The organism is Luteolibacter luteus, from assembly GCF_012913485.1.
In the GTDB taxonomy this organism is placed as follows: domain Bacteria; phylum Verrucomicrobiota; class Verrucomicrobiia; order Verrucomicrobiales; family Akkermansiaceae; genus Haloferula; species Haloferula lutea.
On the sequence record NZ_CP051774.1, the window covers coordinates 6056715 to 6082895 of the forward strand.

Annotated in this window: 25 protein-coding genes; 17 read left to right on the forward strand and 8 right to left on the reverse strand. The window is 58.1% G+C overall.

The window, feature by feature from the left end; all coding sequences use genetic code 11:
- The first annotated feature begins 118 nt into the window (after positions 1 to 118).
- The 12 genes from HHL09_RS24870 to HHL09_RS24925 all read left to right on the forward strand — a co-directional run bounded on the left by HHL09_RS24870 (position 119) and on the right by HHL09_RS24925 (position 14271).
- Positions 119 to 1888 (forward strand): endo-1,4-beta-xylanase, encoded by a 1770-nt coding sequence (locus HHL09_RS24870; protein ID WP_169457360.1) that lies wholly within the window; start codon positions 119 to 121, stop codon positions 1886 to 1888.
- Between the two features lie 299 nt (positions 1889 to 2187).
- On the forward strand, positions 2188 to 5265 hold the full coding sequence (locus HHL09_RS24875; protein ID WP_169457361.1) for a DEAD/DEAH box helicase: 3078 nt from the start codon (positions 2188 to 2190) through the stop codon (positions 5263 to 5265).
- 563 nt (positions 5266 to 5828) lie between these two features.
- Positions 5829 to 6632, forward strand: coding sequence for a toll/interleukin-1 receptor domain-containing protein (locus tag HHL09_RS24880; protein WP_169457362.1), 804 nt, complete (start codon positions 5829 to 5831; stop codon positions 6630 to 6632).
- A gap of 498 nt (positions 6633 to 7130) precedes the next feature.
- Entirely contained in the window at positions 7131 to 8303 is a 1173-nt protein-coding gene (locus tag HHL09_RS24885; protein WP_169457363.1) for a rolling circle replication-associated protein, read from the forward strand.
- Positions 8304 to 8335: 32 nt separating this feature from the next.
- Positions 8336 to 8572, forward strand: a complete 237-nt coding sequence (locus HHL09_RS24890) for a hypothetical protein (RefSeq protein ID WP_169457364.1) — start codon at positions 8336 to 8338, stop codon at positions 8570 to 8572.
- A 470-nt stretch (positions 8573 to 9042) separates the two neighbouring features.
- The gene (locus tag HHL09_RS24895) at positions 9043 to 9273 is read left to right on the forward strand and encodes a hypothetical protein (RefSeq protein WP_169457365.1); all 231 of its coding nucleotides are present in this window, start codon (positions 9043 to 9045) and stop codon (positions 9271 to 9273) included.
- Between the two features lie 131 nt (positions 9274 to 9404).
- A complete protein-coding gene (locus HHL09_RS24900) occupies positions 9405 to 10730 on the forward strand; it encodes a hypothetical protein (protein ID WP_169457366.1) in 1326 nt (441 codons plus the stop codon).
- Positions 10721 to 11062: a hypothetical protein gene (locus tag HHL09_RS24905; RefSeq protein WP_169457367.1), complete on the forward strand. Its 342-nt coding sequence runs from the start codon at positions 10721 to 10723 to the stop codon at positions 11060 to 11062. Before HHL09_RS24900 ends, HHL09_RS24905 begins: the two co-directional genes overlap by 10 nt.
- Positions 11063 to 11073: 11 nt before the next feature.
- Entirely contained in the window at positions 11074 to 11781 is a 708-nt protein-coding gene (locus HHL09_RS24910) for a zonular occludens toxin domain-containing protein (RefSeq protein ID WP_169457368.1), read from the forward strand.
- On the forward strand, positions 11778 to 13103 hold the full coding sequence (locus HHL09_RS24915) for a hypothetical protein (RefSeq protein WP_169457369.1): 1326 nt from the start codon (positions 11778 to 11780) through the stop codon (positions 13101 to 13103). Before HHL09_RS24910 ends, HHL09_RS24915 begins: the two co-directional genes overlap by 4 nt.
- Positions 13104 to 13775: 672 nt before the next feature.
- Positions 13776 to 14075 carry a hypothetical protein gene (locus HHL09_RS24920; RefSeq protein ID WP_169457370.1) on the forward strand — a complete coding sequence of 100 codons (300 nt, stop codon included), beginning with the start codon at positions 13776 to 13778 and terminating at the stop codon, positions 14073 to 14075.
- Entirely contained in the window at positions 14059 to 14271 is a 213-nt protein-coding gene (locus tag HHL09_RS24925; protein ID WP_169457371.1) for a hypothetical protein, read from the forward strand. The genes HHL09_RS24920 and HHL09_RS24925 overlap by 17 nt, the downstream gene beginning before the upstream one ends.
- Before the next feature lie 280 nt (positions 14272 to 14551).
- Here HHL09_RS24925 and HHL09_RS24930 read toward each other — a convergent pair whose 3' ends face one another.
- Complete coding sequence (locus tag HHL09_RS24930) at positions 14552 to 14755, reverse strand: hypothetical protein (protein ID WP_169457372.1); 204 nt, start codon at positions 14753 to 14755, stop codon at positions 14552 to 14554.
- A 387-nt stretch (positions 14756 to 15142) separates the two neighbouring features.
- Between HHL09_RS24930 and HHL09_RS24935 the strand changes: the two genes are divergently transcribed.
- A complete protein-coding gene (locus tag HHL09_RS24935; RefSeq protein ID WP_169457373.1) occupies positions 15143 to 15565 on the forward strand; it encodes a hypothetical protein in 423 nt (140 codons plus the stop codon).
- 1080 nt (positions 15566 to 16645) lie between these two features.
- Here the strand turns inward: HHL09_RS24935 and HHL09_RS24940 are convergent.
- The 4 genes from HHL09_RS24940 to HHL09_RS24955 form a co-directional block, all read right to left on the reverse strand.
- Positions 16646 to 17008, reverse strand: a complete 363-nt coding sequence (locus HHL09_RS24940; protein WP_169457374.1) for an SLBB domain-containing protein — start codon at positions 17006 to 17008, stop codon at positions 16646 to 16648.
- 205 nt (positions 17009 to 17213) lie between these two features.
- The gene (locus HHL09_RS24945; protein WP_169457375.1) at positions 17214 to 18482 is read right to left on the reverse strand and encodes a hypothetical protein; all 1269 of its coding nucleotides are present in this window, start codon (positions 18480 to 18482) and stop codon (positions 17214 to 17216) included.
- A gap of 394 nt (positions 18483 to 18876) precedes the next feature.
- Positions 18877 to 19272, reverse strand: coding sequence for a hypothetical protein (locus HHL09_RS24950; protein ID WP_169457376.1), 396 nt, complete (start codon positions 19270 to 19272; stop codon positions 18877 to 18879).
- Positions 19273 to 19346: 74 nt separating this feature from the next.
- Positions 19347 to 19766, reverse strand: coding sequence for a hypothetical protein (locus HHL09_RS24955; RefSeq protein ID WP_169457377.1), 420 nt, complete (start codon positions 19764 to 19766; stop codon positions 19347 to 19349).
- 186 nt (positions 19767 to 19952) lie between these two features.
- Here HHL09_RS24955 and HHL09_RS24960 point away from each other — a divergent pair, with 186 nt between their 5' ends.
- Together HHL09_RS24960 and HHL09_RS24965 are read left to right on the forward strand one after the other, a co-directional pair.
- Complete coding sequence (locus HHL09_RS24960) at positions 19953 to 20246, forward strand: hypothetical protein (protein ID WP_169457378.1); 294 nt, start codon at positions 19953 to 19955, stop codon at positions 20244 to 20246.
- A 238-nt stretch (positions 20247 to 20484) separates the two neighbouring features.
- Positions 20485 to 20808 (forward strand): hypothetical protein, encoded by a 324-nt coding sequence (locus HHL09_RS24965; protein ID WP_169457379.1) that lies wholly within the window; start codon positions 20485 to 20487, stop codon positions 20806 to 20808.
- A gap of 138 nt (positions 20809 to 20946) precedes the next feature.
- Here the strand turns inward: HHL09_RS24965 and HHL09_RS24970 are convergent, their stop codons facing one another.
- The gene (locus HHL09_RS24970) at positions 20947 to 21441 is read right to left on the reverse strand and encodes a DUF3592 domain-containing protein (protein WP_169457380.1); all 495 of its coding nucleotides are present in this window, start codon (positions 21439 to 21441) and stop codon (positions 20947 to 20949) included.
- 305 nt (positions 21442 to 21746) lie between these two features.
- Between HHL09_RS24970 and HHL09_RS24975 the strand changes: the two genes are divergently transcribed.
- Complete coding sequence (locus HHL09_RS24975) at positions 21747 to 22331, forward strand: hypothetical protein (RefSeq protein WP_169457381.1); 585 nt, start codon at positions 21747 to 21749, stop codon at positions 22329 to 22331.
- A 359-nt stretch (positions 22332 to 22690) separates the two neighbouring features.
- Complete coding sequence (locus tag HHL09_RS24980) at positions 22691 to 23563, forward strand: DMT family transporter (protein WP_169457382.1); 873 nt, start codon at positions 22691 to 22693, stop codon at positions 23561 to 23563.
- A gap of 67 nt (positions 23564 to 23630) precedes the next feature.
- Here the strand turns inward: HHL09_RS24980 and HHL09_RS24985 are convergent, their stop codons facing one another.
- Positions 23631 to 24605: a nucleoside hydrolase gene (locus tag HHL09_RS24985; protein WP_205760937.1), complete on the reverse strand. Its 975-nt coding sequence runs from the start codon at positions 24603 to 24605 to the stop codon at positions 23631 to 23633.
- Between the two features lie 516 nt (positions 24606 to 25121).
- Positions 25122 to 26099: a hypothetical protein gene (locus HHL09_RS24990; protein WP_169457383.1), complete on the reverse strand. Its 978-nt coding sequence runs from the start codon at positions 26097 to 26099 to the stop codon at positions 25122 to 25124.
- Positions 26100 to 26181 lie beyond the last annotated feature (82 nt).

A 26181-nucleotide genomic window follows, 5' to 3' on the forward strand; every position in this document is an offset into this window, starting at 1 on the left:
CCCGCGTTTCCGCCCATGATCCGGGCGACATCATGCGGGGAAATCATCCACCCTAGCTTTGGCATACCACACCCCTCAAGCGAGTTTCGCGGCGTTCCGGCGTAGTCTCGCCCTGCTCATGCGACGCCTCGCTTTCTCCATCCTTTGTCTCTTTGGTTGCCTCCCGGTCCTCGCGGATCCCGCTTTCCCGCCCGGCGGAACTCCGCTGAATGACGGCTCGCCCCTCAAATCCTGGGTCGATCCCGCCGTGGGCATTTCATCTCCTGTCGAAGAAGGGGTCCAGCAACTCAAGATCACCAAGGCCGACGAAGCCAAGCCCTTCCTCGCTCAGATCTCATCGAGTATCCCCTTATCCGATCTCGCTCCGGGAGACTTCGTCCTCGCCATCATCAAGGCCCGCTCGACCGCCGGAGCTCCCGGTAAAATCGAAGCGAAGATCCAGCTCGCGGAAGCCCCTTATACTTCCGCCGCTGATTCCATCGCCTTCGAACCCGGCACCGCTTGGCAAGAATACCCGATCACCTTCCGAATCACCCAGCCAGTCGGGAAGGGCGGTGCTTCGCTAGCCCTCCTCTGCGCTGCAAAGACACAGGCCATCGAGATCGCGTCGGTCCGTACCCAAAAGTATCCCGCGGGCACCGATACCTCCGAGTTCCCGCGCATCCGCCGCACCTACGCCGGTCGCGAGCCCGATGCCTCATGGCGGAAGGTCGCGCTCGACCGCATCGAGAAGCAACGCAAGGCCGACTTATCGCTCACGATCCTCGCCAGCGATGGCAAGCCGCTCGCGAATACCAAGATCCACCTCAAGCTCCGCCGCCATGAGTTCGGCTTCGGCTCCGCTGTCACCGCGGAGCTTCTAACAGCGGACACGGAAGACGGCCGCCGCTACCGGGAAATTGTCGACCGCTACTTCAGCCGCGTCGTTTTCGAAAACGACCTGAAGGACTTCGGGTGGGAAGCGAACGCCAGCGGCAAGGCGGAGCACCTCAAGCGTCTCGATCAAGCAATGACCTGGCTTGAGCAGCGCCATATCTCCATCCGTGGCCACTATCTCATGCAGGTCGCCACACCTTCGAATCTTGCCCAAGTCACCGACCCCGATGCGATCCGCAAGCACTTCATCGATACAGCGACAGAGCGCCTCGCCTTCGCGAACAAGCGCGTCTGCGAATGGGACGTCATCAATCACCCTGTCGCCTGGAGCGGTGCCGATCTCCTTAGCCAGCGGCCTGGCCTCGCCAAGCTCGACCGTGAAATCTATCACCTCGCCGAAAAGCACAGCGACCTGCCTTTCTACGTAAACGAGGATAAGATCTTCGGGCCCGGGCACGAGCCGGAGGGCACGTTTGCCTACATCCAACAGCTCAAACAAGACGGCTTCCGCGTGGACGGCCTCGGCAACCAGGCGCATGTCGATGACAGCTATCTGCCCTCGCCGGAGCAGGTCTTCGCCGTCACTGAACGCTTTGCGACCCTTGTCCCGCACCAAGTCATCACCGAGTTTGACATCGTGACCATGAATGACGACGAGCTCGCTGCCGATTATACAAGGGATCTCCTTATTGCCTGTTTCAGTCACCCGGCCTATACCGGATTCTTATGGTGGGGTTTCTGGGAAGGTCGCCACTGGAAACCCGGGGCCGCATCATATCGCAAGGATTGGACGGCAACTACCCGCGGAAAAGTTATAGAGCAATGGCTCGGTCACGAATGGACAACTAACCTTACCCTCGTCACCGATGATGTCGGCAAGGTATCTTGGCGCGGATTTCCGGGTGTCTATGAATTCGTTAAACTCGACAGCGGGTCTACTGTTTCGTTTTCTGTCACAAAATTAAATCCAACATTGGAATTGAAAATAGGGAATGGGGATATGGTGGAATAGAGTCGGAGCTTTGGGTGGCTTGTCATCCATAATAATAAAATAAATCACCTGGAGCCAAAATCCGTGAATCCGCCGAATCCTCATAATCCGTATTTATTACCCGCATCTACCCCGCCATCCCACACTACCGATTCCCGCCTGTTAAACTTTGTGGCTTTCTGAGTCTCTTCGCGGGAAGAAAAACTGGGGTCTTTCCCTTATCCTCACTCCTTCGGCATCCCGTGTATTCCGGACTTGCCCCTCTCAATCCATTTTCCCCTTTCCCCGAAACCCATCCCGTCCTCTAGTCCGCCCGCGGCATGGCGATCGACATCACGGAGGACTGGATAAGGAGCCTGACTGGCTGGAAGCCCTTCAAAGAGGGGAAGACCATGGCCGACAATGGTCTCGTCACCGAGCTGAAGAAATCCGCCGCCGGTGATGTCCTCCAGGCAAACATCCGGGAGGGCCGTCTCAATCTCCGGCCCACTGTAAAGATCGCCGGGCCCTCCGATGTCCGCGTCCAGTGCGGCTGCCCGGACTTCCGTGCCACCGGCGGCGTTTGCGCCCACGCCGTAGCTGTCCTCCTCAGTTCCCTGAAGCCGGCCGTCACCGGTGCCGCTGCCGGAAGATCTCCGCTCGCTGCCTCACCGGATCCGGCCGCGCCGCCAATTGCTCCGCAGGCTTGGGAAATCCACCTTTCACCCCGGCTTGAGACCGAGTGGCCGGAAGGCAAGCTGTCCCTCCGCTTCGCCGCCACCACCGGCACTCCCGCGCCGCAGGACCCCGTCCTCAGCGCCTGGCTCGCCGCGCGAAAAGTCCCAGCTGGTGTGAAGAGTCACCCCATGCGCCTCAGCGGATCGGATCTCGCGGAGTTCCTGGATCTGGCCGCGGGTCATCCCCGGATTGCGATCGATAGCCGGAAGGGAAGCTTCCGCTTGGAAGAAGACCCCGGCCCGCCGCTTCGGCTCGCCGATAGCCGCTTGGAGGGGGATCGCCTCGTGCTCGATCTCACCTCAGGGCAGTCCGCCGGAAAGACCCTCGTCCTCTGGGGCGAAGGCCCGGCACTTCTTTCCCGCGATTCCGCCGCGCGGCTTCCTGCCAAATCCGCGAACCCGCTCTGGATGCGCCAGCTCGCGGAACTCCTCGACAAGGGCCGCATCGGACTCCCGGTCGAGCGCTTCCTCGAGGACTACGATGCTTGGATGGATCTTTTCGAGCCGCCCCAGCCGGGCTGGCTCGGCACACTCCGCCTCGCCGGTGCCCAACCGGAATTCTGGGTCGAACTCGATGGCTCGCTCGATGCCGTCGAGGCCCTGCTTCGCGTTCGCTACCCCGGTCTGCCTGCCACACCCATTCCGCCTGTCGGGGATCCCATTTCCGGCCTGCCTCGACTCGCCCCGGACGGCCACCTTCAGGCGCGAAATCCCACTGCGGAGGAACAAGCCCGCCGCCGCCTTCTCGCCCTAGGCTTCTCCGCCGGTGCAAATCCCGCCCGCTTCCAGATGCGGGGTAGGGAGGAGGTTCTCGGCCTCATCGCTGATGGGCTGCCCCTCCTCCGAGGCAGCTGGTCGGTGAAGCTAAGCGAACGTTTCGGTACGGCTGTGGGCAGGGTTCATGTGGTCTCTCCAGAGATCCGGGAAGTCGCCGATCACGGATCTTCATTGGTGTTTGAATTGTCGTTCCAGACCCGGGGCGGGAAGCATATTCCAAGCGCTGAAATCCGCCGAATCCTGCGCGGTGGCAAGCGGAGCGTGAAGCTTTCAAACGGGATGGACCTCGTCGTCCGCCGCAACGCTGAGGAGCTGGTGAATCCACTCATCGAAGAGCTCGGTATCGGCCGTCCGGATGAGCGGTTCCAGCTGCAGGGTGCCTCTGCGTTGCTGTTCCAAAATTTGCGGGAAATATTATCTTTATCGCTGAAAATCAGCGATAAACATAATATTGATAATCATCGATTCACGAAAATCTCGAACGATGGATTAAATGCCTCGCTCCGCCCTTATCAAGAGGAAGGAGCTTCTTGGTTAAACGATCGATTGCAACGACTCGGCGGCGCTCTTCTGGCTGATGAAATGGGTCTCGGGAAGACCTTGCAAACTATCGCTTCAATCAATCACTTTAAGCAATCTGAGCCTGAGGTGCCTGCTGCCGCTATGGTGGTCGCTCCGACATCGCTTCTGGGGAATTGGATTGCGGAAATCAAACGTTTCGCACCGTCACTCAGAGTGCTGCTTTTCCATGGGCAGAGCCGCGATAAGCTTCGCCAGCAGGCGGAGGAGTCGGACGTTATTGTCACAAGTTACGGAACCCTTGTTCGGGATCTCGCCTTCCACCTTGGCAGGGAATACCGGCTCGTTGTGGCAGATGAGGCCAGCCTCCTTCGGAATCCGGACGCGGATGTCAGCAAGGCGCTGTTCAAGTTGAAAGCCCGCGGTCGTATCGCCCTGACGGGCACGCCCGTGGAGAACCGGATGCAGGATCTCTGGTCAATCTTTCGATTCATCGCGCCCGGCTACTTGGGGAACCGCGCCGACTTCAAGGGGCGTTACGAGGCTCCCGCCGCGGCCGATGGTCAGACGCCACGCGGCCTGCTTGATCGCCTGCGCCTCCGGACCTCGCCATTCGTCCTGCGCCGGACGAAGGATCAGGTTGCGAAGGATCTTCCGGACAAGGTTGAGATCGACGAGTGGCTCACTCTGTCCGAGGATCAGGCGGATCTCTATACCAGCCTTACCCGTGCCGGCCTGCAGGAGCTGGAGCAGATCCGGGACAAGCAAGGAGAGGGGGCCTGCCGCATGCATTTGCTCACGCTGCTCCTGCGTCTTCGTCAGGTTTGCGTCGATCCCGGCCTGTTGGATTTGAAAGAGGAGCATAAATCAAACGCGGTGAAGATCGAGCGTTTGTTGGAGCTGCTTTCGGAGCGAGCTGAGAATGGACAAAAAACATTGGTTTTCAGCCAATTTTCTCAAAATTTACGTCGCATCGAGAAGCGTGTTCCTGAGGGCTCCCAGAAGGTTTTTCGTATCGATGGTAGCACCCGGAACCGCCAGGAACTGGTCGATTCTTTCCAATCCTACGATGGCCCGGCGGTGTTCCTGATCAGCCTGAAGGCTGGTGGCTACGGCCTGAATCTCACCGCCGCCGACACCGTCATCCACCTCGATCCTTGGTGGAATCCTGCCGTCGAAGCCCAGGCCACTGACCGCGCCCACCGGATCGGCCAGACCCGGCCCGTCACCGTTTACCGGCTCCTCACGCGTGACACCGTGGAGGAACGCGTCCGCCGCCTCCAAGAGCGCAAACGCGCCGTCATCCAAGCCGCCACTGGCGACACCAGCACCGAGGCCATCCCGCAAAACTGGACCGCCGACGATATCGAAGGCCTCCTTCGGTAGCGGCCCGGAGCCGCGCCATGTTGGTAACGCCAAACTCCAGATACGGCTTCAGGGCTCGAGCCGGCCCGTCCTCAACTGACTGAGGGTGCGGTTAGCTTCTGGAGTAAGGGTCTCACACCGCACCGCTCAGACGGTGATCAAAGTTCCAATCCATCCAGCTTCCAAGCCTCCGCCCAGAAGCCAAGTCTGCTGCTGGCTCCTGGCCTGGGATCGGGACCCCGAGCCGCTGGTTCTCTTCGATGGACAGACTCTTGGAGGGTTTCGACCCACAGCCTTAAGGGCCCAATTCCTAAGCTTGGAAGCCCACCCGCGAGCGATTTCATCCTCCCGGCGCGGTGCCAGATCAACTTGTTACAATGCATGTAATGCGGAATGCAGAAATTGGGCATTCCGGCAAGTCTCTTTTTGACGTTGACGACCTTGGGTGTTAATCACCCGCCATCTGCACAAGCTCACGCCCGTGTTGCTTGCTGTGGTTCCTTACTAGTCCAAGGTGCCTGCTAACACCTCGGACCTATTTCGCCTCGGGGTGTCTGCTAACACCCCGGGGCGTTCTTTTCACTATGAAGGTATTCGTAAGCTGGTCTCAGGAAAGAAGTCGCGAAATCGCCAAGCTCTTGAAGCTGTGGATAAAGTGTGTGATTCAGGCTTCAGACCCGTGGATTTCTGTTCGTGATCTGCCCCGGGGCGTGCGATGGATGCAGGAAATTGGTGTGGCCCTAGATTCCTCGGAAATGGGGATCATTTGCCTGACGAAGGAGAATAAGAATAATCCTTGGATCCTCTTTGAGGCAGGAGCACTTGCCAAAGGAGTGAGCAAAGTATGCACGCTCCTGATCGACTTGGAGCCCGCTGATTTGGATCCTCCACTAGATCAGTTTAACCACACGTTCGCCACCGACAGGACCAGCATGTTCGCTCTAATAGAGACGCTGAACGCAGAGCTGGCCCCTTCCCTTCGTTTGTCCGAAAGCGTACTGAAAGAGGTCTTCGATACATATTGGGACAAGTTTTCCCAAGGAATGGCGCAAATCATTGCTGCTACAGAACCAACCGTAGGTCCAGAGCCAGAACCCGACACAAATGATCTTTTGTCTCAGGTGCTTTCGTCTGTTAGATCCATGAACAATCGATTGGCTCGAGTTGAAAGCGCAGCCAAGGCCTCTGTGGCGGTAGTGCCGCGAGTAACAAAAAGGGATGCGCAGGAGTTGCGGAACTTAGCCACAGACTATTATATGGGGATCGCCGGGCTGGACGCATGTTTGGTGGCAGCTCGCCGGGCCGGCTTTAGCGAGGCGGATTTTATATCAAGCCTCAGGGAACTATATGGCATTGATCTGCAGGGTCCACCGTCACCCGCCTCGTAGGGTTACGTTACTGGTTTGATTTTTTAGTATTTCTGCGTTGACGGTCCCTAGGTGAATTTGTTCTTCCTCGAATTGTAGCTGCCAATGCAGTTGCCCGGTTTAGCAGCCGGTCGGTTTAGCAGCCGAATGAAACGTAAGGAAGCACAGCACAAGGCAACGGGCGCGGAATCCTGTCTAAGGATAACCGTACGCATATTCCCGCCCGGGGTCTATCCACGGCACGGGGATGCGGAAGGAAGCAAAGCAACATAGCGGCGCAGAGGATTGCCCGTGTCGTGGATTAGGCCCGCTGTTGCTGGTCTCCGGTCCTCCATATGGTGAGCTGCAGGCTATCTTAACTCGGCTGCACGCCGATGATCGTTCCGTTATTTTCGGGACTATCCTTCTCTCGTTCGCCCTCGGTTTCCTGATCGGCGGCGTGTCCCTCGTCCTCTTCATGGAGGGGCTGAACCGCTATTGGCGGAAGCGCTTCGACCAAGCCAGAGAGGAGGCCTGCCCATGATCGCCGACATAGGTTTTGAGGGCGAGCACCGCGGGAGTGCGTATCGACTTTCCCGGGAACAATCCCCGTCTTTGCGCGGCGGCGAATTGAGCCCTTCTCGCGTTCCGGCCAATGATGCCGGGATCCATTGCAGGCAATCCGCCGCCGCGCTCCGTTCCCGCCTTGTCCATGTGCGGGCCTATGACTCCCCGAATTGGCTGACGCCCGGAGGCGTCGCGAAAAAGCGCCGAGCCATCGAGCGCAAGGGCATGCCCCGCATGAAGCATTGGCGCATGATCACGCTCACCCTGAACCGGGAGCTTTTCGAGCATAGCCCCCTCGCCGGCTATCTGGAGGGCAAAGACCATCTGCGCCGGTTCATGTTCGCCTGCCGCAAGGCGGGCCTGTGGTCCGATGAGCACAAGTGGGCATGGAAATTCGAATTTCATGAGGACGGGTGGCCGCACTGGCACCTGTTCGTGGCACGCACCGAAAAGTTCGATCAGGACGAGGATTTCCCGCTGATCAACCGGCTTTGGGGACTGGGCCGGGCCAACGTCAAAATGATCGATCGTGATGAGTTCCTCTATGAGTTCAAATACGCCTTCAAGCCCGCAGTCCAGGTCGACGAAGACGACATCGAAAACTATAGCGGAGCAGCTGTGGCTCCCGGGTGGTTTCTGGACCACCTTGGAATCAAGACCGTCACCGTCCGCTGGAAGGACGAAGAAGGCATCGAGCAACGGGAGCGGGCAATCAAGCCCTCCAGCTTCGCGCGGGTCCGGTTCTGGCAAACGTCCAAAGGGTTCTACACCAGCCCGGAGCCGGTCAAAGAAGTCGAGCGCAAGCCCCAGCAAAACTGGCAGATCCCCTTCCCGGTCCGCGTCACAGCCGAGCGGATCTCAAGTACGGTGCAAGTAGTAGCTCGCGATTCAGGCGGGACCTACGTTGCAAGTTCAGTCGTCAAGCTTTCGTGCCGTTCCGGTGATTTCTGGAACCTAGTTGGTTGGCACACCGTTCACGGCGCAGCGGTCGGGCTGGGCGTGAATTCCTACGCAATCCCGGCCTTCTTAATCCAATCCAAGACACACAACGCATGTCAGCTACACCATCTGCTCCAGAAAAACCGGTTCAGTCATCTAGCAGCCGAGAGATTGCAAAGGGAGGGGCAGACTTTGCGGACCTCCTAAATTCGCTAGATAACGGCGTCCGTATCACCGGGATGGTCCTTGCCGTCGAGGATCCGCGCGAGTTCAAGGGCCAAGGTAAGAACGGGAAACCCTACGAGTTCTGGAATCGTAAGCTCCAGATCTGGACCGGCAACAAGGCCGTGGAATGCACTATCCGCAAGGACAAGGCCGACGAGCACGGCCAGATCCTCGTCGGCAGTCGTGCGACTTTCCGCGTGGTGAATGGCCGGATTTACAACGGCCAATTGGCGTTCGACATCGACGCCTGAGCAAGAGGGGGAAGCGGGGAGACGCACGGAACGTGCGTCCCCCGCTCCCCCTCTCCTTTCCTTGTTTTAACAAAACATAACTGACATTTTCCATTGAACGATTGGTTAGATGCGCAGTTCGGACCGTGGGCAAAGGTGGTGGTCTGGATCGCAATCGTGTGGATCGTGAAATGGTGGTGTCGCTATCGCCTCCGCATTGCGCGGATTCGCCGCACGTCATGACACCTCTCTCCGTGGTTCCTCCCGTTGACCTCATCGAGGCCGCGGAACTTCAGACAATGGCCATGTGGTCAACCCTCCGGCTCCTTTTGGTGCCCCTCGTCATTTTCATCATCCTGCATTTCGGCAGAAGGCAGGGCTAACGCTTTCGGTTCTCCGCCGCGGTTGGCGGAGGCCGGGAAACCAAAGAAACGCAACATATGCGCAAACTGCAAAACACCGTCAGCCTTGGCCTTGCCAAGGGCCGCAACATGTTCAACTCCACTCAGGCCCTCGCCGTGGGTGCCCTTCTGGCTCTGGCCACGGGAGCGCATGCACAGGGCGCTACCGCCGAATCGCTCGTGTCCGCGATGACCAGCGAAATCGGCGATATCGACGGTCACATGTGGACCATCGGTGCGGCCGTCGCCGCAGTCCTTGGGGTTATCGTGGTCATCACCCTCCTGCTGCGCAACGGCAAGAAGGTGGCCACCTCGTCCTAAGCAAACCGGGGAGGGGGTTCCGGCCCCCTCCCCTTTCCTTTTCCTGCCGTGGTCGAAGTCCTCCTTTGCCAGCTGATCGGAACGATTTGGGCCGCCTGCATCTTCTTCGCGATCATTTCCGCTTTCCGCCTATGAACCGTCTCGCCCTGGTATTGCTCCTCGCGTTTGGCTTGCTGCTCCCCGAAGCGGCGCACGCATGGTCATGGGAAAGCCAGTTCCCCTCGGTGAAAGCTTCGTCCCGTTGCCGGATCGTGCTGAAGCGGAACACCTCGCCGACAAACCGGACGATCTACCTTCTGACGGGCACGACGTGGACACCAATTGTCGTTGGCCCGGGAACCCCGGATTTACCGCTGTCGGGATTTCCGAACGAAAGCTTTGCGGGTTACGCCCTTAATTCCACCTCTTCGTCCGTGCCGCTCGGGTCGCAGCTCGGCTCTACCTCGGCTGTTAGAATCCCGTCCAACATGCGGACGCTTCAATTCGCGCTTACGGCGGATGCCCGGATCATCGGGCCATACATCAACGTTGACTGCTGGATCTATGAAACCACCGGACTGGCCATTCGCGGCATCAGCGGAAACAGCACGTATGTGGTCACCCTGCCGGATGTAACGATCAGTTTCGGCGGGATCGAAGGTCAGGAAACGATGATTCCAGGCGGAGGCAATGCCCCGGATTCGGACGGCGACGGGATCTCGGATGACGACGATCCTGACGACGACAACGACGGGATTTCGGATGGCAACGATGATTTCCCCAAGGACCCGAACGAAAACAACGACAACGACAACGACGGAACCGGCGACAATGCCGACCCCGATGACGACAACGACGGGAAGCCCGATGGCGACGACGCATTTCCTTGGGATCCCGGTCAGTGGAAGCCGGATACCGATGGCGACGGCACCCCCGACGACCAAGACGCTTTTCCGACCAACCCCGGCGAGGACAAGGACAACGACGGCGACGGGATCGGCGACAACACGGACCCCGACGACAACACTCCCCCGGGCGGCGGTGGTGGCGATCCTCCGGGCGGCGGTGGAGACGGAGACGATCCACCTGGGGGAGGCGGTGGTGGTGACGGTGGAGACGACGGCGGCACGCCGGGAGGTGGAGGGGGCGGCGATGGTGACGATGACGACGAACCATTCGGCTCCGGGAGCTTCCCAGGCATCGAAGACCCGTCAGGGATGGTGAACGAGATCAAGGACGCTCTCGGAGACATCAAGGACGCTGTGGCCGGAGAAGTCGCAGGCTGGAAAGTGTGGGATATCAAGATGTCAAATCCGGGCATCGCCCAATGGACTTTCACGATGAATTTCGGCCCGGATCTCGGTTCCTACACGAACTCATTCGACCCCGACTTTTTGTCCCTCATCCGCAAGGCGATTCTAATCTCCTTGGGCTTCTGCTTTCTCGCCGGATCACTCCGCGTCTTGTCATGGCGATGATCACCTTCAATAGCCTCAATGGGGCGATAGCTGAGATCGGCAAACAGCTGACGAAGCTTGCGGGTGTCGTCCTGCTGCCAGCTACGGCGTTCCTAGTATTCTGCAAGGACTTCATTATCGTCGTCCTTGTTGGCACCTTGGAGCCCATCGGGGCCGCGCTGGATGCGCTGGTTCTGAATCTCGATGTCAACGCGCTGAATGTGAACCTCGGCAAGGTGAACTCGATTTTCCCCATCCCGGAGTTTCTGGCGATGGTGGCGGCCTTCGTCGCGTTGTGGGCGGCGGTTCAAGGGGTGAAGTGGGTGCTCAAGTTCATCCCCACCATGGGCTAATGATCTTTGTCGTGACCGGCAAAATCGGAGCGGGAAAGACGCTCTTCGGGTGCCACCGGGCAATGCAGGTTTTCGGCTATGGCGGGCACGTCACGTCCAACATCGTCTTTCTCGAAGAGGGATGCCGGAAGTATCTGGCTTACCGGGGGAGATCGTTCGATTTCGCGGCTCAATACCAGTATCACGACTTCGAAGAGGAGCCGAACTTCATGTTGAAAGCCCGCAAGGGTACGAAGTCGAACCCGACTTTGGTCCTGATCGACGAGGCGCACTTGTATTACCCCTCGGGGCGGTCGCAGCACTACGACGTGGCGTTCGAGCTCCTGAACAAGTTCATTAGCCAGAGCCGCAAGTTTCACATCGATATCTACCTGATCACCCAGGACGAAAGCCTTCTTTACCACCGGCTCAAGACACAGGCCGAGCACCGGTATCACTGCATCGACATGCGGAAGAAGTCCTACGGGTGGCTGGGCACCCCGCCCGGTGCCGGGCTCAAGTGGGTGGAGAAGGACACGAAAAGCGATCTGGTGATGAAGGAAGGCGAAACCCAGCTCGATAAGCGCCTCTTCGGCTGCTTCGACACCTTCCAGAAATACGACAAGTTCACACGGGAGCTACAGGCCAATTTGCCAACGCATGACCTGCTCCCGAACACCTTCAGTGAGGGCCTGATTCCGGGCCTCATCCGCCGCGGCCGGCGCTTCCTGTTTCCATGAGAGTCATTATCATCATTCTTGTGTGCGTGGGCTTGGTGGGGTTCGGGATCTTCAAGATCTCGAACGTTTTCGCTACGAAGGGCGGCAAGCATCCCGAGAAGTCTCTTGCGGGCTCTTTGTTGCACACGGGGTCCCCGCAGCCCGCTGCGGAAGCCCCCGCGCCGGTATCCGAAGCGGCACCCGTTCAGGCCGCTCCTGTGCTCTCTCCGGTGCCGTTTGGGCCTCCGTTGCCGGATGACTACGTCCCTCCCCCGCCGAAGGCTCAAGCGGTGGCTGAACAAGAAGCGAAGCCCCTCGCAGAAGCAGGGTCCAATCTCATGGGCAAGAAGCCGGTGGAGATCCGGGTTTTCAGTTTCGTTAACCGGATCGTGCCGTCCATTGATGTCCTTCGTGCCGAGGTTGCCGCTGCAGCTGATTTCTCGGTGCTGGTCGACCAACGGGCAAACGCGTGGATTCTCAGGGCACCAGCGGACGTAATGGAGGAATACTCCAAGGTAGTGCAGGCCCTCGACGTGCGCCCGGATCAGGTGGATATGGATTTTTTGTTGGTAGCGGTCTCACAGGATCGTGTCGCGTCCCTCGGCCTCTCCGGGCTGCTGAACTCCGGAGCGCCCCACCTAGAGGGCGTTTCGCTCGTATTTGAGCCCAGCGGCCTGAACCTTCGTGTCGGAAGCTCCTCGCTCAATCTGGAGATCGACAAGGGCCGCGAGGCGGTCCACGTGGTCACGCTGCCTGTTGTCCGGGCTGTGGCCGGAGAGCCCTTCAAGCTCGATTCCGTGGATGAGATCCCGATTGCCCAATCGACCTACCGGGATGACGTCGAGACGCGCAGCTATGAGTACCGGAAAGTCGGCCTCGGCATTTCCGGAGGAATCGTCCGGGTCGGGGCCTCAATGGTCCTTTCCCTCAAGCAATCGAATGGCTCCGTCGTCCGCGAGTCGGCGGAGGCCCCTACGTTCAGGACATCGACCACGGAAACCGTTGCATGGCTTCAGCCCGGGGAATGGACGGTCGTTTCCGGCCTGACCATGGAACGTCGTGTCTGGCGCCGTGGCTTCCTCGAGCGGAAAGACGATCAGGAGAAAGACCTGGTTCTTCTGTTCGCCCGTGCCCGGACTTCGGTTGGATCGTCCCAGGTAGGTGAGTTCGTCGAGATAGACGACATGCGGGCGTTGGACGGCGGCGATCACCCGCTACTACCCGCGCGGCCGACCGAAGCATCGGACAGCAAGGAGGCAGTGGAGCGGATGGAAACCGAGTGGCTTCGGGAGCGGTCACAGCGGGCAAGCCGGTCCCGGATCGGGCCGCGTCACCGCAACTAGGAGTTGTCTCTAGCGTTCCGGCGAGATAGATGCAGGCGATGTCATCGCTGCGCCGCCAGATCGGAATTATCCTCTTCAAGATGAGCTTCGTCTTGGTAATGGTCGCGGGGGTGTGGCTGTTTTGGCCGAAACTTGCCCCTCTCGTGACAGAGATGTTGCTTCCTGAGAGGTTTAAGCCGAAGGCCGCGCCGGTTGCGAGTGAGCCTGAGAAGGCGGAAGACAAAGCTCCCGCGTGGGATCCCGCAAAACAAGCGCTGCCCCCTGGGATGCAGGCGACAAAGCCCTGAGGTTCCAACGAGAAGTCCCAGATCAGCGCCAGTTAGCCAAGAGCTGGCTGGATCTTGGCAACATGTAGCGAATCCAAGCTGCGGCGGGAGCCACACCATCGGTGTGTTCCCCAGCTCCTCGAAAATCTCAAGCTGAAGAAAAATTGTGTATTGACCCACAGAAAATGTGGGTTAATCTCCCCTCGGAATTCGAGAAAGGCCGTCGCGGCTGATGCCGCTAGGAAGTGTTCTCGGATCCCAGTCAGTTACAACCCTAACCTAACAAAATATGACCCCCAGATACAGAGACGCAAAAAACCGAATAGGCGAAGCGGTACCACATTCCTTTATGTAGCTGATGGTCAGCAACTAAAGAGCAAGTGGCCGCTGTTGCATCGCATCAGCCATGTCCACCATTAAATCCAAAACCACCCCCGCAACTCCACGAAATGAGAAACTCTCGGAACGCCAGAAAAAGGCTGAAGAGAAGTGGACGAAGGGTATCCCTGAAACGACCCGACTTTATCTCGGCATGGAGCCCGATCCTTACCGGCGCTTCCTTGTTGTGATGGCTTCAGCCTTTGCTGCTGGTTACGCTTGGATCTACAAGGGTAATTGGACCGCACAGGTGATTTACGCTGCCATGTTTCTCATCTTCCTCGGGGTCTCGGTGTGGTTCAAACACTGGGATGAAAAAGAAGATTAGACTTAGTTTCGACCTGCCACCTGAGGCGAAGGTGCTAATGGAAGATCTTCAGGAGCGAAGCAATGCTTCAACGCTCACGGAGGTCTTCCGGAAGGCCCTTGCAATCTATGATCTCTTCCTCGAGCAGAACGAGCTCAATGGAAAGATCATCTTTGAAAGCGCCGAAGGAAAGCAGGAAACATTACGTTTGGTATGAGAGGGGGCGGCGGCAAAAGCCGCGCCCCCTTTTCATTTTCAGTCAAGCTCCTCAGGCTCCTCAGGCTCCTCAGGCTCCTCAGGCTGCTTGGGCTATATGGCCTGACGCGTCGCAATTCAGTTGCTTGCGATCGCTGCAATCCTTGGATGCGATCCTTTAAGGGGGGACCGGGGGGAGATCCGTCTCCCCGGCCGCCGGAGGCGCTGAGGGGTGAAGGGGCGGAGCCCCTTGAAAATTTACTGCAGTAAAAAGGGGAGGGGCTAACCCCTCCCCCGCCCTGTCATGGTTCTTGGATCCATGTAGCCCATTGCTTGGCTGCTTCCTTGGCCACATGAAGTGGCACGCTGTCTTGGCGGATGCCTCCGTAAGTGATGTGCATGTCAATCATGTCATCCATGATGTCCATGCCGAACGTCCACCATTCGGGGTAACCGGTGGCGGGATCCACGATGCTCAGTTCGTTGCGGAATGATTGGTCTTGCATGCTCTCTTAGTTGTTAGGGGCGCTAATTGCGCACGCATCGCGCGCGCAATTGATAGGCGGAGCGAAGCCGATGGCGGGGCCTCGACGTCTAAGGCCGAAGGCCGTGCCTCCATCTGTGTCGTTAGCGAAGCATGACACAGATGGACGGCTTGACGTTGGGGTGCCGGAGGGCGGGCGAGCGCAGCGAGGGGGGCGGAGCATCGTTAGTTCTGGGGTTCCCGGGGCGCTGGAATGCCCCGTGCTCTAAGATCTAACGCGAGAATTTTCAGGCGATGGATTCAAAGGAAAGCGTTTTCTACTACAAGTTTAGTAGATACACGCTTTGACGTAATGCTGACCTGAGTTAGACTGAGGTAGTTGTTAGGAAAACGAGGACAAGTTGATCTGATGAGCAAGCAATCTAACAGGGTGAAGGCAACGAGCATGATGGACGCCTTCGAGAAGTTCTGTGACACGCACATTCGGGCCGTTCCGGGATGGCTGGCCGCGGAGTATTTGAAGATGAGCCCGCAAGGTCTCTATCAGGCGGCCGAGCGCGGATGGATCGCCTACTTCCAACACGGACGGAACCGGATCTATTCGTGGAAGGACATTATCCGCTACCGCTACCACTCCCGGAAGTTCAAGGACAACACCCACGGGCGGCCTCATGAGCCAGGAGCGGCCAAGTTCGAGTTCGATCTAGAGCCCCCTGCCCCACCCTCGGTTAAGGAGATCGAGGCCCGCGAGAAGTCCGAAACGATCGAGCTTCACAAGCAAGCCGTGGAAGCTATCAAGGGGCGTGCACGGTGGCCTTTTGAGCGCCGCTGAGAAAAAAGTTTTCGGAGGCGCTTAAAAATTGACTCCCCCAAAGTACTTTAACTTAAGCAAGTTGCAATCCGGCAGACTGCATGTAATGCGGAATGAAAACTTGACGGAATCCCCCTCATTCCTGTTTGCCGGGTGTATTACCCAATAATATTGAGTAGCTCATTTGCACAAGCTTACGCCGTTTGGCTTGCTGTGGTTCCCTAGATGCCTCGGAAGACCCCTGACTGCTTGGTGCTCCTTTTCTAGGCATGCCTCTCTGCATTTGTAATGCAGCCATTCGACAACGAGCGTCTTTGACCGGAGATTCAAAGAGACATTCAAGCCAGTAATTGAGGCGGCGGGCTTTGAAGCTTATCGTGTCGATAAGGACGACGGTATGAGCTCGGATGCTCCTTTCCCCGATATCGCCCTGTCGCAATGATTTGTTCGAATGAACGCGATGGTAGATACCTTCTTAATATTTTGCATCGGACGCTCATTTCATATCAAGCAGGATGTGCTGTCGGATTTACTTATCTGGCGTCGAAAATTACTACGAAGCTTCGGGCCTTCCAGAATCGGTAAGCTGAGAGCGGTGCCATAGCCTCGGCTTCCGAAGGTGTTGCCGAGATCGAAGGGCTTTCACAACCGGAGCGTGTTGTAATTGGTATTTTTGCCAGCGAGGCAATTGGTAGCCTTGTATCACATTGGTCTGCGAAACACGACGCTTGCTGAAGAAGGGCTTCTTAGGGCAGAAAGTTGATAGCACGTAGCTACATGCCGATGATCGTTCCGTTATTTTCGGGACTATCCTTCTCGCGTTCGCCCTCGGTTTCCTGATCGGCGGCGTGTCCCTCTTCATGGAGGCGCTGAACCGCTATTGGCGGAAGCGCTTTGACCAAGTCAGAGAGGAGACCTGCCCATGATCGTCGACGTGGGTTTCGAGGCCGAGCACCGCGGGAGTGCGTTTCGACTTTTCCGGGAACAATCTCCGTCTTTGCGCGGCGGCGAATTGAGCCCTTCTCGCGTTCCGGCCAATGATGCCGGGATCCATTGCAGACCGCCCGTTAAGTCGGGAAATACGCCCTGATCAAGGGTTCCTTAGCTCCCGACGACACGCTTTTCGGGGATGAAGATGATGTCGTCTTTCTTCAATATGAGTTTCTCATCCTCGCGTGGGACGTCCGGCAATCTGTAGATCTTGCTCTCAGGTTCACCAAGGTCGTCAATCAATCGATTACCCTGCCGTTCGAGCCGAATAACCGTGAGGCGATTCGCTGCTCCAAATTCAGTCCAGCCCCCACAAGCCTTCTCTAGGTCTTCGACTGTCGCCGGAGACGAGACTTTGTAGACTCCGGGTTTCTTGACGTGGCCAGCAAAATGCACCCAGACCTCTTCGGCAGATAGCGTTGCTGAAAGTGCGAGCGAGATCCCCGCTAGGAGATGAACAAGAAGGCTACTCATGCTTGAAGGGACTACCATTTAGTGTGCCGGGCGGCAAGTTGCCGGGAGTAGGAAAAATGCTGAAGGCCCTCCGTCTCGCTGACGTTTTGGTCAAGCGGCGGATCGCTCGTCGCGTGACACTCCGGCGACCGCGCCCGGCGTGGAGAAGATGCTAGCCATCTATTGCAAGGAGCTGTCTATCGTCGTTCCTCAATGGGTGGCCCGTTCACCCCTTCTCAATCGCTGCCAGCTGGCCGAGCAACTCGATCACGAAGAGCGCCAAGCTCAGAAGGAGGAATGCAAAGAGGAGAAGCTCTCCCGTGAGAGCGAACCCTGAGATTGAGATGGCGAGTTTCTGTTCCCGGAAGTAAACGAGGGCCACCGCGGCGGCTGTGAAGACGAAGTCGCAACCTACCCATACGAGCCAAAATCCCCTCCTCTCGGTCAGTCCGCTAAGTTTCCTCGCGCCCAGATCGCCCAAGGTCAGCAGCAGGGCGAGTCCGGTGAATCCCGCGCTCATCATGAGGAAATGATGGAAGTTCGGAGAGTAGCACATCATCACCGCCACCCAGCCGACCAAGGACAAGCTGATGCTGTCCCAGACCATCAAGGCTCGCTTTCTCCCATCGGAATCGTGGTGCCTGATGTATTCCACCGAAAGGTAGTTGGCCGATCCGAAAAGGAATCGCAGAAAGAGAAGGAGCGCGATGACAAAGGCGCACCAGCTCTCCATCTGGCTCCACGTATCCGGTCCGTCGGCCAGATATTTCAGTCCAAACCCGGTGAGCATGGAGAAGAAGACCGTGAAGACGCGGACTCCCGGCTCGTAGGTCTTCAGTTTCTGTGCAGGCAAGATCCTGCGGGCCGCGTGGATCCTGTTGAGCTGATGCATCAAGTCTTCCGCAAAGAAAAGCACCGCGGCAGGAACGAGGAGCCACAAGGCCTCGTCGCCCTTCAAATAGCTGCCAGGAAAGAAATGCCGTATGGCGAGGAGGGCTCCGATGAGGATGAAGAATGCGGCTTCGATCCATACCCAGCCTTTCGAAAACCCGCGTTCTACTCCCCCGGTCTTTCTCCTAAAGCAAAAGTCCGCGGCCACGATGCCCAAGCCTACAAGGGAGAACTGAAAGGCCCTCCAAAGGAAATCGCCCGCATCATTGGCATAGCACATCCAAAGGCCTGCGCATGCCGACACCACCAGACCACCGATATCCCAAAATAGAGAGCCTCCCATTTTCCGTGTTGCTGGTGGGTCTGCCACATACTCCAGCCACATGTGATTTGCGGTGCCGAAGAGCAAACGTAGGAACAGGAAATAAGCGACTGCAAAGCAGGCCCACTTCTGGGAATCAGGCCAACTGGCGTCAGCGATCTTCTTCAATCCGAAGCCCATAAGGGCTGAGAAGAAGACCGAGGAAACTCTCACGCATTGCTCATACCGGGCCGCGTGCGGATCCGGCGGGCCCGCTGCCGCCATCGCAGGAAGAATAGGCATCGTATTGGGGGGATGGTTCTCACATATTCCTAGTCATATCTCATGGCAACACAAAGCGAAACGAGTGATCTGATTGCGTGTCATGGCGAAAGCAGAAGATATCGAATGGGTTTGACTTTCTCCCTTGGTAGGTATTCTGCCGGATGACGATTCTAGGGCTTGAAGGGCATGCCGGGCCTGCATCCGCGATCCCGATTGATGCACAGCGGCGAACTCGGTAGCACAGGTGGATCTTCACTGCGGATCGCGAAAGCCGAGTGGCATCCAGCCTCGTCCTTCCTCCGTCGTGAAACGAATACCGAACGAATCGCCCGATTCACCTTCGATTGAGTATATCCTTTTTGGGGCTAAATCGCGAAGCTTGCGACGGTCGTTGCGCCGATTCCCCATCCCATCACTTCGCGATCTGATCCGAGCTCATGATCTCCACGCTTTGCCGATATCGATGAGCGACAAGCTTGTGATCCTCGGTGATCCACCTTTGAAAGCTCGTCACGGTGGTGGCCTCATCCCTCGTCCATGGCGAGCCGCCGGCAAACCCCGCGAGCAAAGCCGCGACTTCGGCGTCCGTGATTTCCCCTTTCGATGATTTCTTGTGGAAGCTCGCGGCGCGTGCCTTTCCCTCGGCGAACGTGATCCGGATTAAAAAGCCCCCGCTCTCGTAGCCGATTTGATCCTTCTGCGGAAGTTTCCCGGGTGGTCCATATCGTTTCGCGCACTCTTCCGGAGTCTTCCCAAGCTGGCCAAATGCGGCGGAGCAACCCAATGCGAGCAGGAGCAGCGGTTTCATTCCTTTGACTCCTGACACGTATGGGGAAGCCCGGGTGCCTTGGCGAGTCCCTTTCGTGTCGTTGGCCAAAACGCTCACTCGAGGGACCGATACCCATCCCTGTGCCTCTTCCAGCCGGGGTCGGAACGGGAAAAGACAAGAGCGCCTCGGATCCATATCTCGGAACCCGATCGGCGGAGCTCGACCTGCTGGCCCTTATGCAAGCTCTCATGGGTGTAGGAGGCGCATTCCGACATCACCGAACCCGGATGCGTGTAATACTCCGCCCGATAGAGCACGTCGCCGATTCCCAGTAGTCCCTGGATCGACCAGGGAATGACCTGCATCTCACGAACTTTCACCTGTGAGCTCCTCGCCACCACCTTGCCCGTGCTCGCATTCAAACCGAGGATGAGAATCCCGCCGACGGATACGCTCGCGATCCACGTGGCGATCCGGGCCAATTGCTTTTCTTGCGCCTTGGTCACGACCGCCAGCCTGTTGCTCGTCGGCAAGATTGAACGATCCTCCAAGAAGACCCGATGAAGAATCTGCGAAGGAGCCCGGCACCATTGTCTTTATCCGCGCCCCATGCTCCTTTTCAGCAGCCTCATCATACGGACAGGCATGGCATGACCGAATCCCTCATTGATCATTCCTCGAATCGGCCCGCTCCCTGGCTTTCTCTCTGCAGCCTCCTCTTGCTCCCCCTGCTTCTTGGAACCACCCTGCCCCTCTTGCGGATCCATGTCGCTTGGGGCTTCGAGAACGATCACCCCGAGATCGAATCCCTCGGTGCTCTCGCCTTGGCCACCGAAGTCATCGTCATTGGCACCCTCGCCGCTCTCCTTGGAATGCTCCTCAGCTCCTTCTCCCGAAGAAGAGGCGAACGCTGGCGATTTCTCAGGATTGCTTCATGGGCGATCAATGGCCTCGCCGCCATCCTCGGCATCGCTTGGATCGCCCTGCTCCTCATCGGCAATGCCATGACTTGATCCGGTCCGCCTTGAGGAGGCGGCAACATCCTTCGAAGGCATCTCCACCCATGACAACCTGTCTCTTTCCGATCGCGGTCCTCTTCATGATGCTCCTTCCGCTTCGCTCCACGGCGGCGGATCTTCCGCAACCTCCCAACGAGATTCGCGAGCAATTCGACGTGCTTGCGGCGGGATTGAACGACGATGCCGAGGTCTGGTTTCTGATCCCGAAAGATGAAATGTGGCGGACCTTCTCGTGGACGAAACTCGATCCCCCTTTGGCCCACCTCAAGCAGGCTTTTCAAGGGCGGAGCTTTCGAGCAAGGCTGGAGAGTTCTTTCTCTTCGAATACGCTTTTAAGGATGCTCTCAAAGCCGGTTGCGGATTCTTGGTCATCGAAAGCGGAGGTAAGATCCAGGGGCTCCGCAGCAGACCCAATTTCATCAACAAACATGCCATCGAGTTTGTAAGCGTGCGCGAATTTGAACCGGACCAAAAGCGGTTCGTTCATGTCCCCCGGATGGGCTTCTGGGGTGTGATTGTGCCGATGCGCTTCCTTGAGTTGATGGGGAAAAAGTAGCTCTGCAGGGAATCGATGGATCTCATGATTTAGAACCGCCCGCTGTGGCTTCGCTCCTTCGTATAGCCGAACCTTGGCGCGGCGAACTCCGGAGCCGAACTGCCGATTCGACGTCTCCTCTCCTCTGTTCAAAAACTCCTACGCCGCCGCAAGATTCCGGTGCTTCCAGCACCATCGCAAACCGTAGGTCCCCATTCCCACGGTTCCTAACACCATCAGGACAGCTCCCGCGAAAGGCCAGAGCCTGAACTCGCGATCATACACCGAGTAAGATGGAGTCGCCGGATCGACATACACCCGGATCTTCGCGTCACGGCGCAGCGCCAAGTCGAACTCGCGATGAAACGGCCTCGTGTATCCCCATAGAGAAATCCTGTCCCCCCGATACGTCCGCCCTCCGAAGTCATATTCATAGTTCGCAACCATCGTCTTCCTGCCGGTTCGGCCACCTTTGACCAATTCCACCGAACTTAATCTCGCCGGTACCATCGTCTTGCTGCGAGTCCGCCAGTAGCCGTGGACACTTGGAACGATCAAGCCGCAGAAGAAACAGATCCCCAGCGCCACCAGCGCTCCGAACACGATCCATTCGATGACGGCCTTCGTGGTAGATCGTGTTCTAGCGTCGGGCATCGGGGAGGACATGCGTTCTGCGATCTTTCCTAAGGCCCTCATCATGGGAATTCAAGCTGCCGCCGTGTGTTCAGCGCTCCAATCATCACCGTGGATTCAACTCGCTCAGGATCGGCCTGTGGATTTTCAAATGAACTCCGCGCCGCTCCCGGTGGTGTATGGTGGGCAAGGGTTGCGGGGGGGATGATTGAGGTTGATGACTACTTCGACCTGACCCCGGGCATCTGATCCAGTCCCTGTCCCACGGCTGATCTCCCCTGCCCTTCGGGTCCCGTTTTATCTCGTGACAAGCCATCAACGAGCCGATGGTATCTCATCTCGTGATCACCCTCGATGATATCAAGCGGCTTCCGGAGGTCGAAGATGCGCTCGAATGGCCCTTTGACTTCTCCCTGCCAAGGGCGGCGCGCCAGTATGACTGGATCCGTCTGAAGCCGGAGACTCCTTTCGAAGTCATCGCAGGAGAAGGCACCGGCGGCGCATTCCTCGTTTATGGCGAGGGACCTCCGGAATTCCTTCCGATCCTGCATGCGACGTCGGAGGGTGCGGCCGGTAAGGTTGCATCAAATCTCACCGAGTTGCTCGGAATTCTGATAGCGATCCCCTTTTGGCAGGATCTGCTGAAGTTTTCAGGTGGCGGTCGCTTGGAAGAGATGAGGCTCGCCGCAACCTTCATGGCTCGGGAGTACGAGGAGGACTATCCCGATCTTCCGGAAGCCAGGGAATTGATTTTGGCAGCGCTACCCATTCCGGTGCTCGAAGACCCGATCAAGATTCTCCACGACAACGTCCGCAGCACGGACTGCACGCTGGTTGCGGAGGATGGGTGCGTCTGGGAATCGCTCTTCAATACTTTCACACCCGCGGACAATCGCAGCTGGATTCCCTGAGCTTGAGCTGATCGTCCCCTGTCCTCGGATCGGAGATCGCCGAAGGCATTCATCCCCGGTCGCAGGGGACGGACCACCCTTGACAATCCATGCCGGAGGGTGCGGAATTCCCGCGTCGAAGTTTTCTCCGATGAACAAGGTTCTTCATCTTTCCTCGCCGCCGCCACCCGGGTCCTGAAACCCAGGTGTTGATTGATCCATTGCCGGGCCTAGGTCCGCTGCAATGAGCGAATGAGGAACAGGGCCATCAAGGTCCGATTCGCGGCCTCGCGCTTGTCCAGGATGATCCTTGGCGATTCGTCGCGTCGCGATCCCTCCGGCAGCCGGGCTTGTTCATGCATGCATGAGAAAGTTGAGAAATGAATTCGAAGTCTTCCAATGGGGCGGCCTTTGCCGCCATGTCTACATTCGTGCTGCTATGGGGCAGTGCGGCCATCTTCACTCGCTGGGCGCTCGACCACGGGTCCGTCTTTGCAGTGTTGGTCCTGAGGTATTCCATGGCCCTCGTCGCCTTGCTGATTCTCGGCCTGCCGAAGAAGCAGTGGCTGCCCCGGTCGGGCACGCGCTGGCAAGCGGCCGGCACCGGCTTGCTGTTGATCGGCGGCTACTCGGTGTGTTATTTCCAAGCAATGGCCCATGGCATCACGCCCGGGCTCCTCGCCACGGTTCTGGGTATCCAGCCAATCCTGACGCTTTTGCTTACGGAGCGACGCTTCTCCTCCGGGCGACTGCTGGGGCTCTTCACCGCATTGGCAGGCCTGATGCTCGTCGTATTCCAGAGTCTCATGCAGGCGAAGCTATCGGAGATCGGCATCATCTTCGCCTTGGCCGCGCTGCTCTGCATGACCTTCGGGGCGATGCTCCAGAAGCGGATCACCCAAGCGCCGGCTGTCGTCTTGCCGCTCCAATATCTCGTCACCCTTTTACTCTACCTCTGCTTCGTGCCCTTCCAGCCGATGAGGTTTGAGTTCGGCGTTCAATCCTTCATTCCGCTCCTCTACCTCGGGCTGGTCATCTCGGTGGGTGCGCAGCTGCTCCTCTATCGGATGATCCGCAGCGGCAATCTCGTGAATGTCACCAGCCTGTTCTATTTGGTTCCGGTAGTCACGGTCGTCCTGGATTACCTGGTGCTCGGCAATGCCATGTCCCCGCTGGCGCTTGTCGGGATGGCTGCCATCATTGGCGGGCTGCTACTCGTCTTCAGGCAGCGGCCAGCCGCAGTCTCCGGGTGAGATCCCCGCGACCGGCTGCCTTGGTTTCTCACGGGGGTTTTCCAAGGAGTCACCAAGGCAGCCTCTCCTACTCCTCGTTATCGAACTTCGCCACCTTCGCGTAGAAGTCCTCGAACATCAGGCGCGTGTCCAATCCCGTGTAGATTCTCATCCCAGCACCTGCGGGATTCATCTCATACTTGCCCGCGTCGTTGATTCTGGGTGTCGGCATGAATCCGTTGCTGCTCGACGAAGGAGCAGGCTCCCACCCCGATTGCAGCGCGGTGAGTAGTACCAGCGGGCTATCCCCGAGCACGTAGGCTTCACCAAGTGAATGCTTGGAGCGCTCCATCAAATCATCCAGCCGCCCCAGCAGGTATGCGCCAAGCTTTCCCTTTCCTCGCATCCGCTGCCGCAACTCCGCATGCGAGACGAGGGCCTGCCGGTAAGCATCCCGTGGCACTTGCCACATCGCTAGGCGGGATCGATTGAAAACGACCTGTCCCGCTTTCAAGTCGATTCCCAGGTTGTATTCCACCTTGCTCGCCTTCGGTGGCGGCAGAGCTATCCCTTCGTGTTCGGCTCCTCCGATCCATATCACCGTCACCTTCTCCGCGATTTCCGGCTTCATCAGCCAGGCGCTTGCAAGATTCGTGAGCCCGGCCCCGCAGACGATGTAGAGCGGGGTCTTCACATCCTCCCGCATCGCTTCGCGCACGATGAAACGCGCGCCCTCCGATTCCATCGGTGCATCGGCAGTTTCCAGGCTTTCCGACGCTCCTGCATAAAGCGGGATCTTTTCGGAGAGCTTCATCACTTCCAATAGCTCCTTTGCCGCCTTGCATGAATGTTCCGTCGATCCCGGGTAGCCATAGAAGCCTCCCTTGTAGTGATGCGATGCCACGATGCCCGGCACCTCGACGGATGGCGAAAGAAGCAGATGTGCCAATTGGAACAAGCCATCCGGATCTTCGCCAAAGTCATTGTCCACGACCACCCGCATCCTCGCTACCAGTTCTGCTAGAGCATGTCCGGAAAGCGCCATCAACACGGCGACAACCATCAACGAAAATGTCCTCCTCATCATCGTTCCGTCAGCTTGCATCGCCAATCCTTGCTCGCCAAGGAGATCCCCGGAAATCCCCCGATCGGAGGATGGATCCGCTGCATCCGAACCATCGGAGCTATCGTGCAAAATCGTATGCGTAAATCCCGCTTCTACGCGCACACGTAATACGGGTCGAGTTGACATTACCGGCACCCCGTCGCACTAACTCCGCCGTGAACCAAAGCACCCCCCTACTTTGGCGCGCCGCAATTAGAATCTGCGAAGCAGCCATCATCTGTGCCCTCATTTCCCTTGCTGCCCCCGGCATGGCAAAGAAAGTGGCGAACGTTGTCGTGTCGATTCCCGATCGGATCACGACCCTCAAAACGGAACTGAAGGCGTCACCGTCACCGGGCGACGCGACCCCTTCCCAAGCTCAATCCGGAGTCGGCCTTCCCGCTGGGATGGTCCGCATGAAGTAAGCCGGTAACATCCACACGCCGGCGGATGCAGGGCCATTCCGTCGGCGCCTCAATTCTTCTCTTCCATCCCCGAGATGATCGTCGAGTAGACACCCATCCCCTTCGTCTTCAGTTCGCTACGGTAACGCTCCAACTGTGCCTCATCCAGCACGGGCCGGAGTTTCTCCACCTTGCCTTCGATCCTCTCATCCACCGCCTTGCGAAAATCCGCGGCCGACTCCTTGTTCCCGGAACTGCCGCTTTTCATCATCGTGTCGGTCAGCAGCTTTTGAAGACCGAGGTCATAGGGATCCATGTCCACGGCCATGCCGCCGCTCACGCCGCCACTGAGCATCTTGACGAGTTCAGCCTGCGGATCCGGATTCGCCAGTGCTTCTGCGGCGGACTCCGAAAGCACCCGGTAAACCTCGTCCCGCTGTCCCTCCTTGAAGTCCATGATCCCCTGCAGCCGCGAGAGCCCCTTCAGGGCCTGGGTGTCGATCTTCCGCGTCTTTTCCCGCTCCTTCAAGACCGTCATGGCCTCCTGCTGTTCCGGAGTCAAAGTCTCGGCGATGCTCTCATCCAGCGGTGTAGTCCCCATGCCGCGCGCGAGATCGAGATCGGGAACGGCCCCTCCTGCCTTCCGATCGAGCAGGCCTTCCATCTGTGAAATCTGCTTCTCGATGCCCTCCTTGAGCTTGGCCTCTTGAGCAGGGGTGAGCTGAAGGCTTTCCCGAAGCGAGGCCACGTGGTCTTCCAGTGCCGAGCGATGCCGGGCCGTCATGTCCTCCTGCATCTTTGTCATCATCTCCCTCGCTGCTGCGGGCATCTTGTTGTCCGGTTTGCTTGCCGGACGTTCGCGGTCGGTCTTCGCCGGACGATCTGTGGGAGTCGCGCTCGCCGCCGGCTTCTTTTCGGACGAAAGGGACGCCTCGGCTTTTGTCCCGCTTGGCTGGACCTCCTGTTCCGTCATCGGACGCGCGAACCATCCGATGCCAATCCCGATAAAGAGCGTGCCGATGGGTAAAATGGCAAGGGAGGGTTTCATTTGGGAAATGCTGTGGCACGAAAGACCCGCATGCGAGCCGAAATCTATCAGAGATCCCTACCCGATCGCTCCCCTCCTGAAA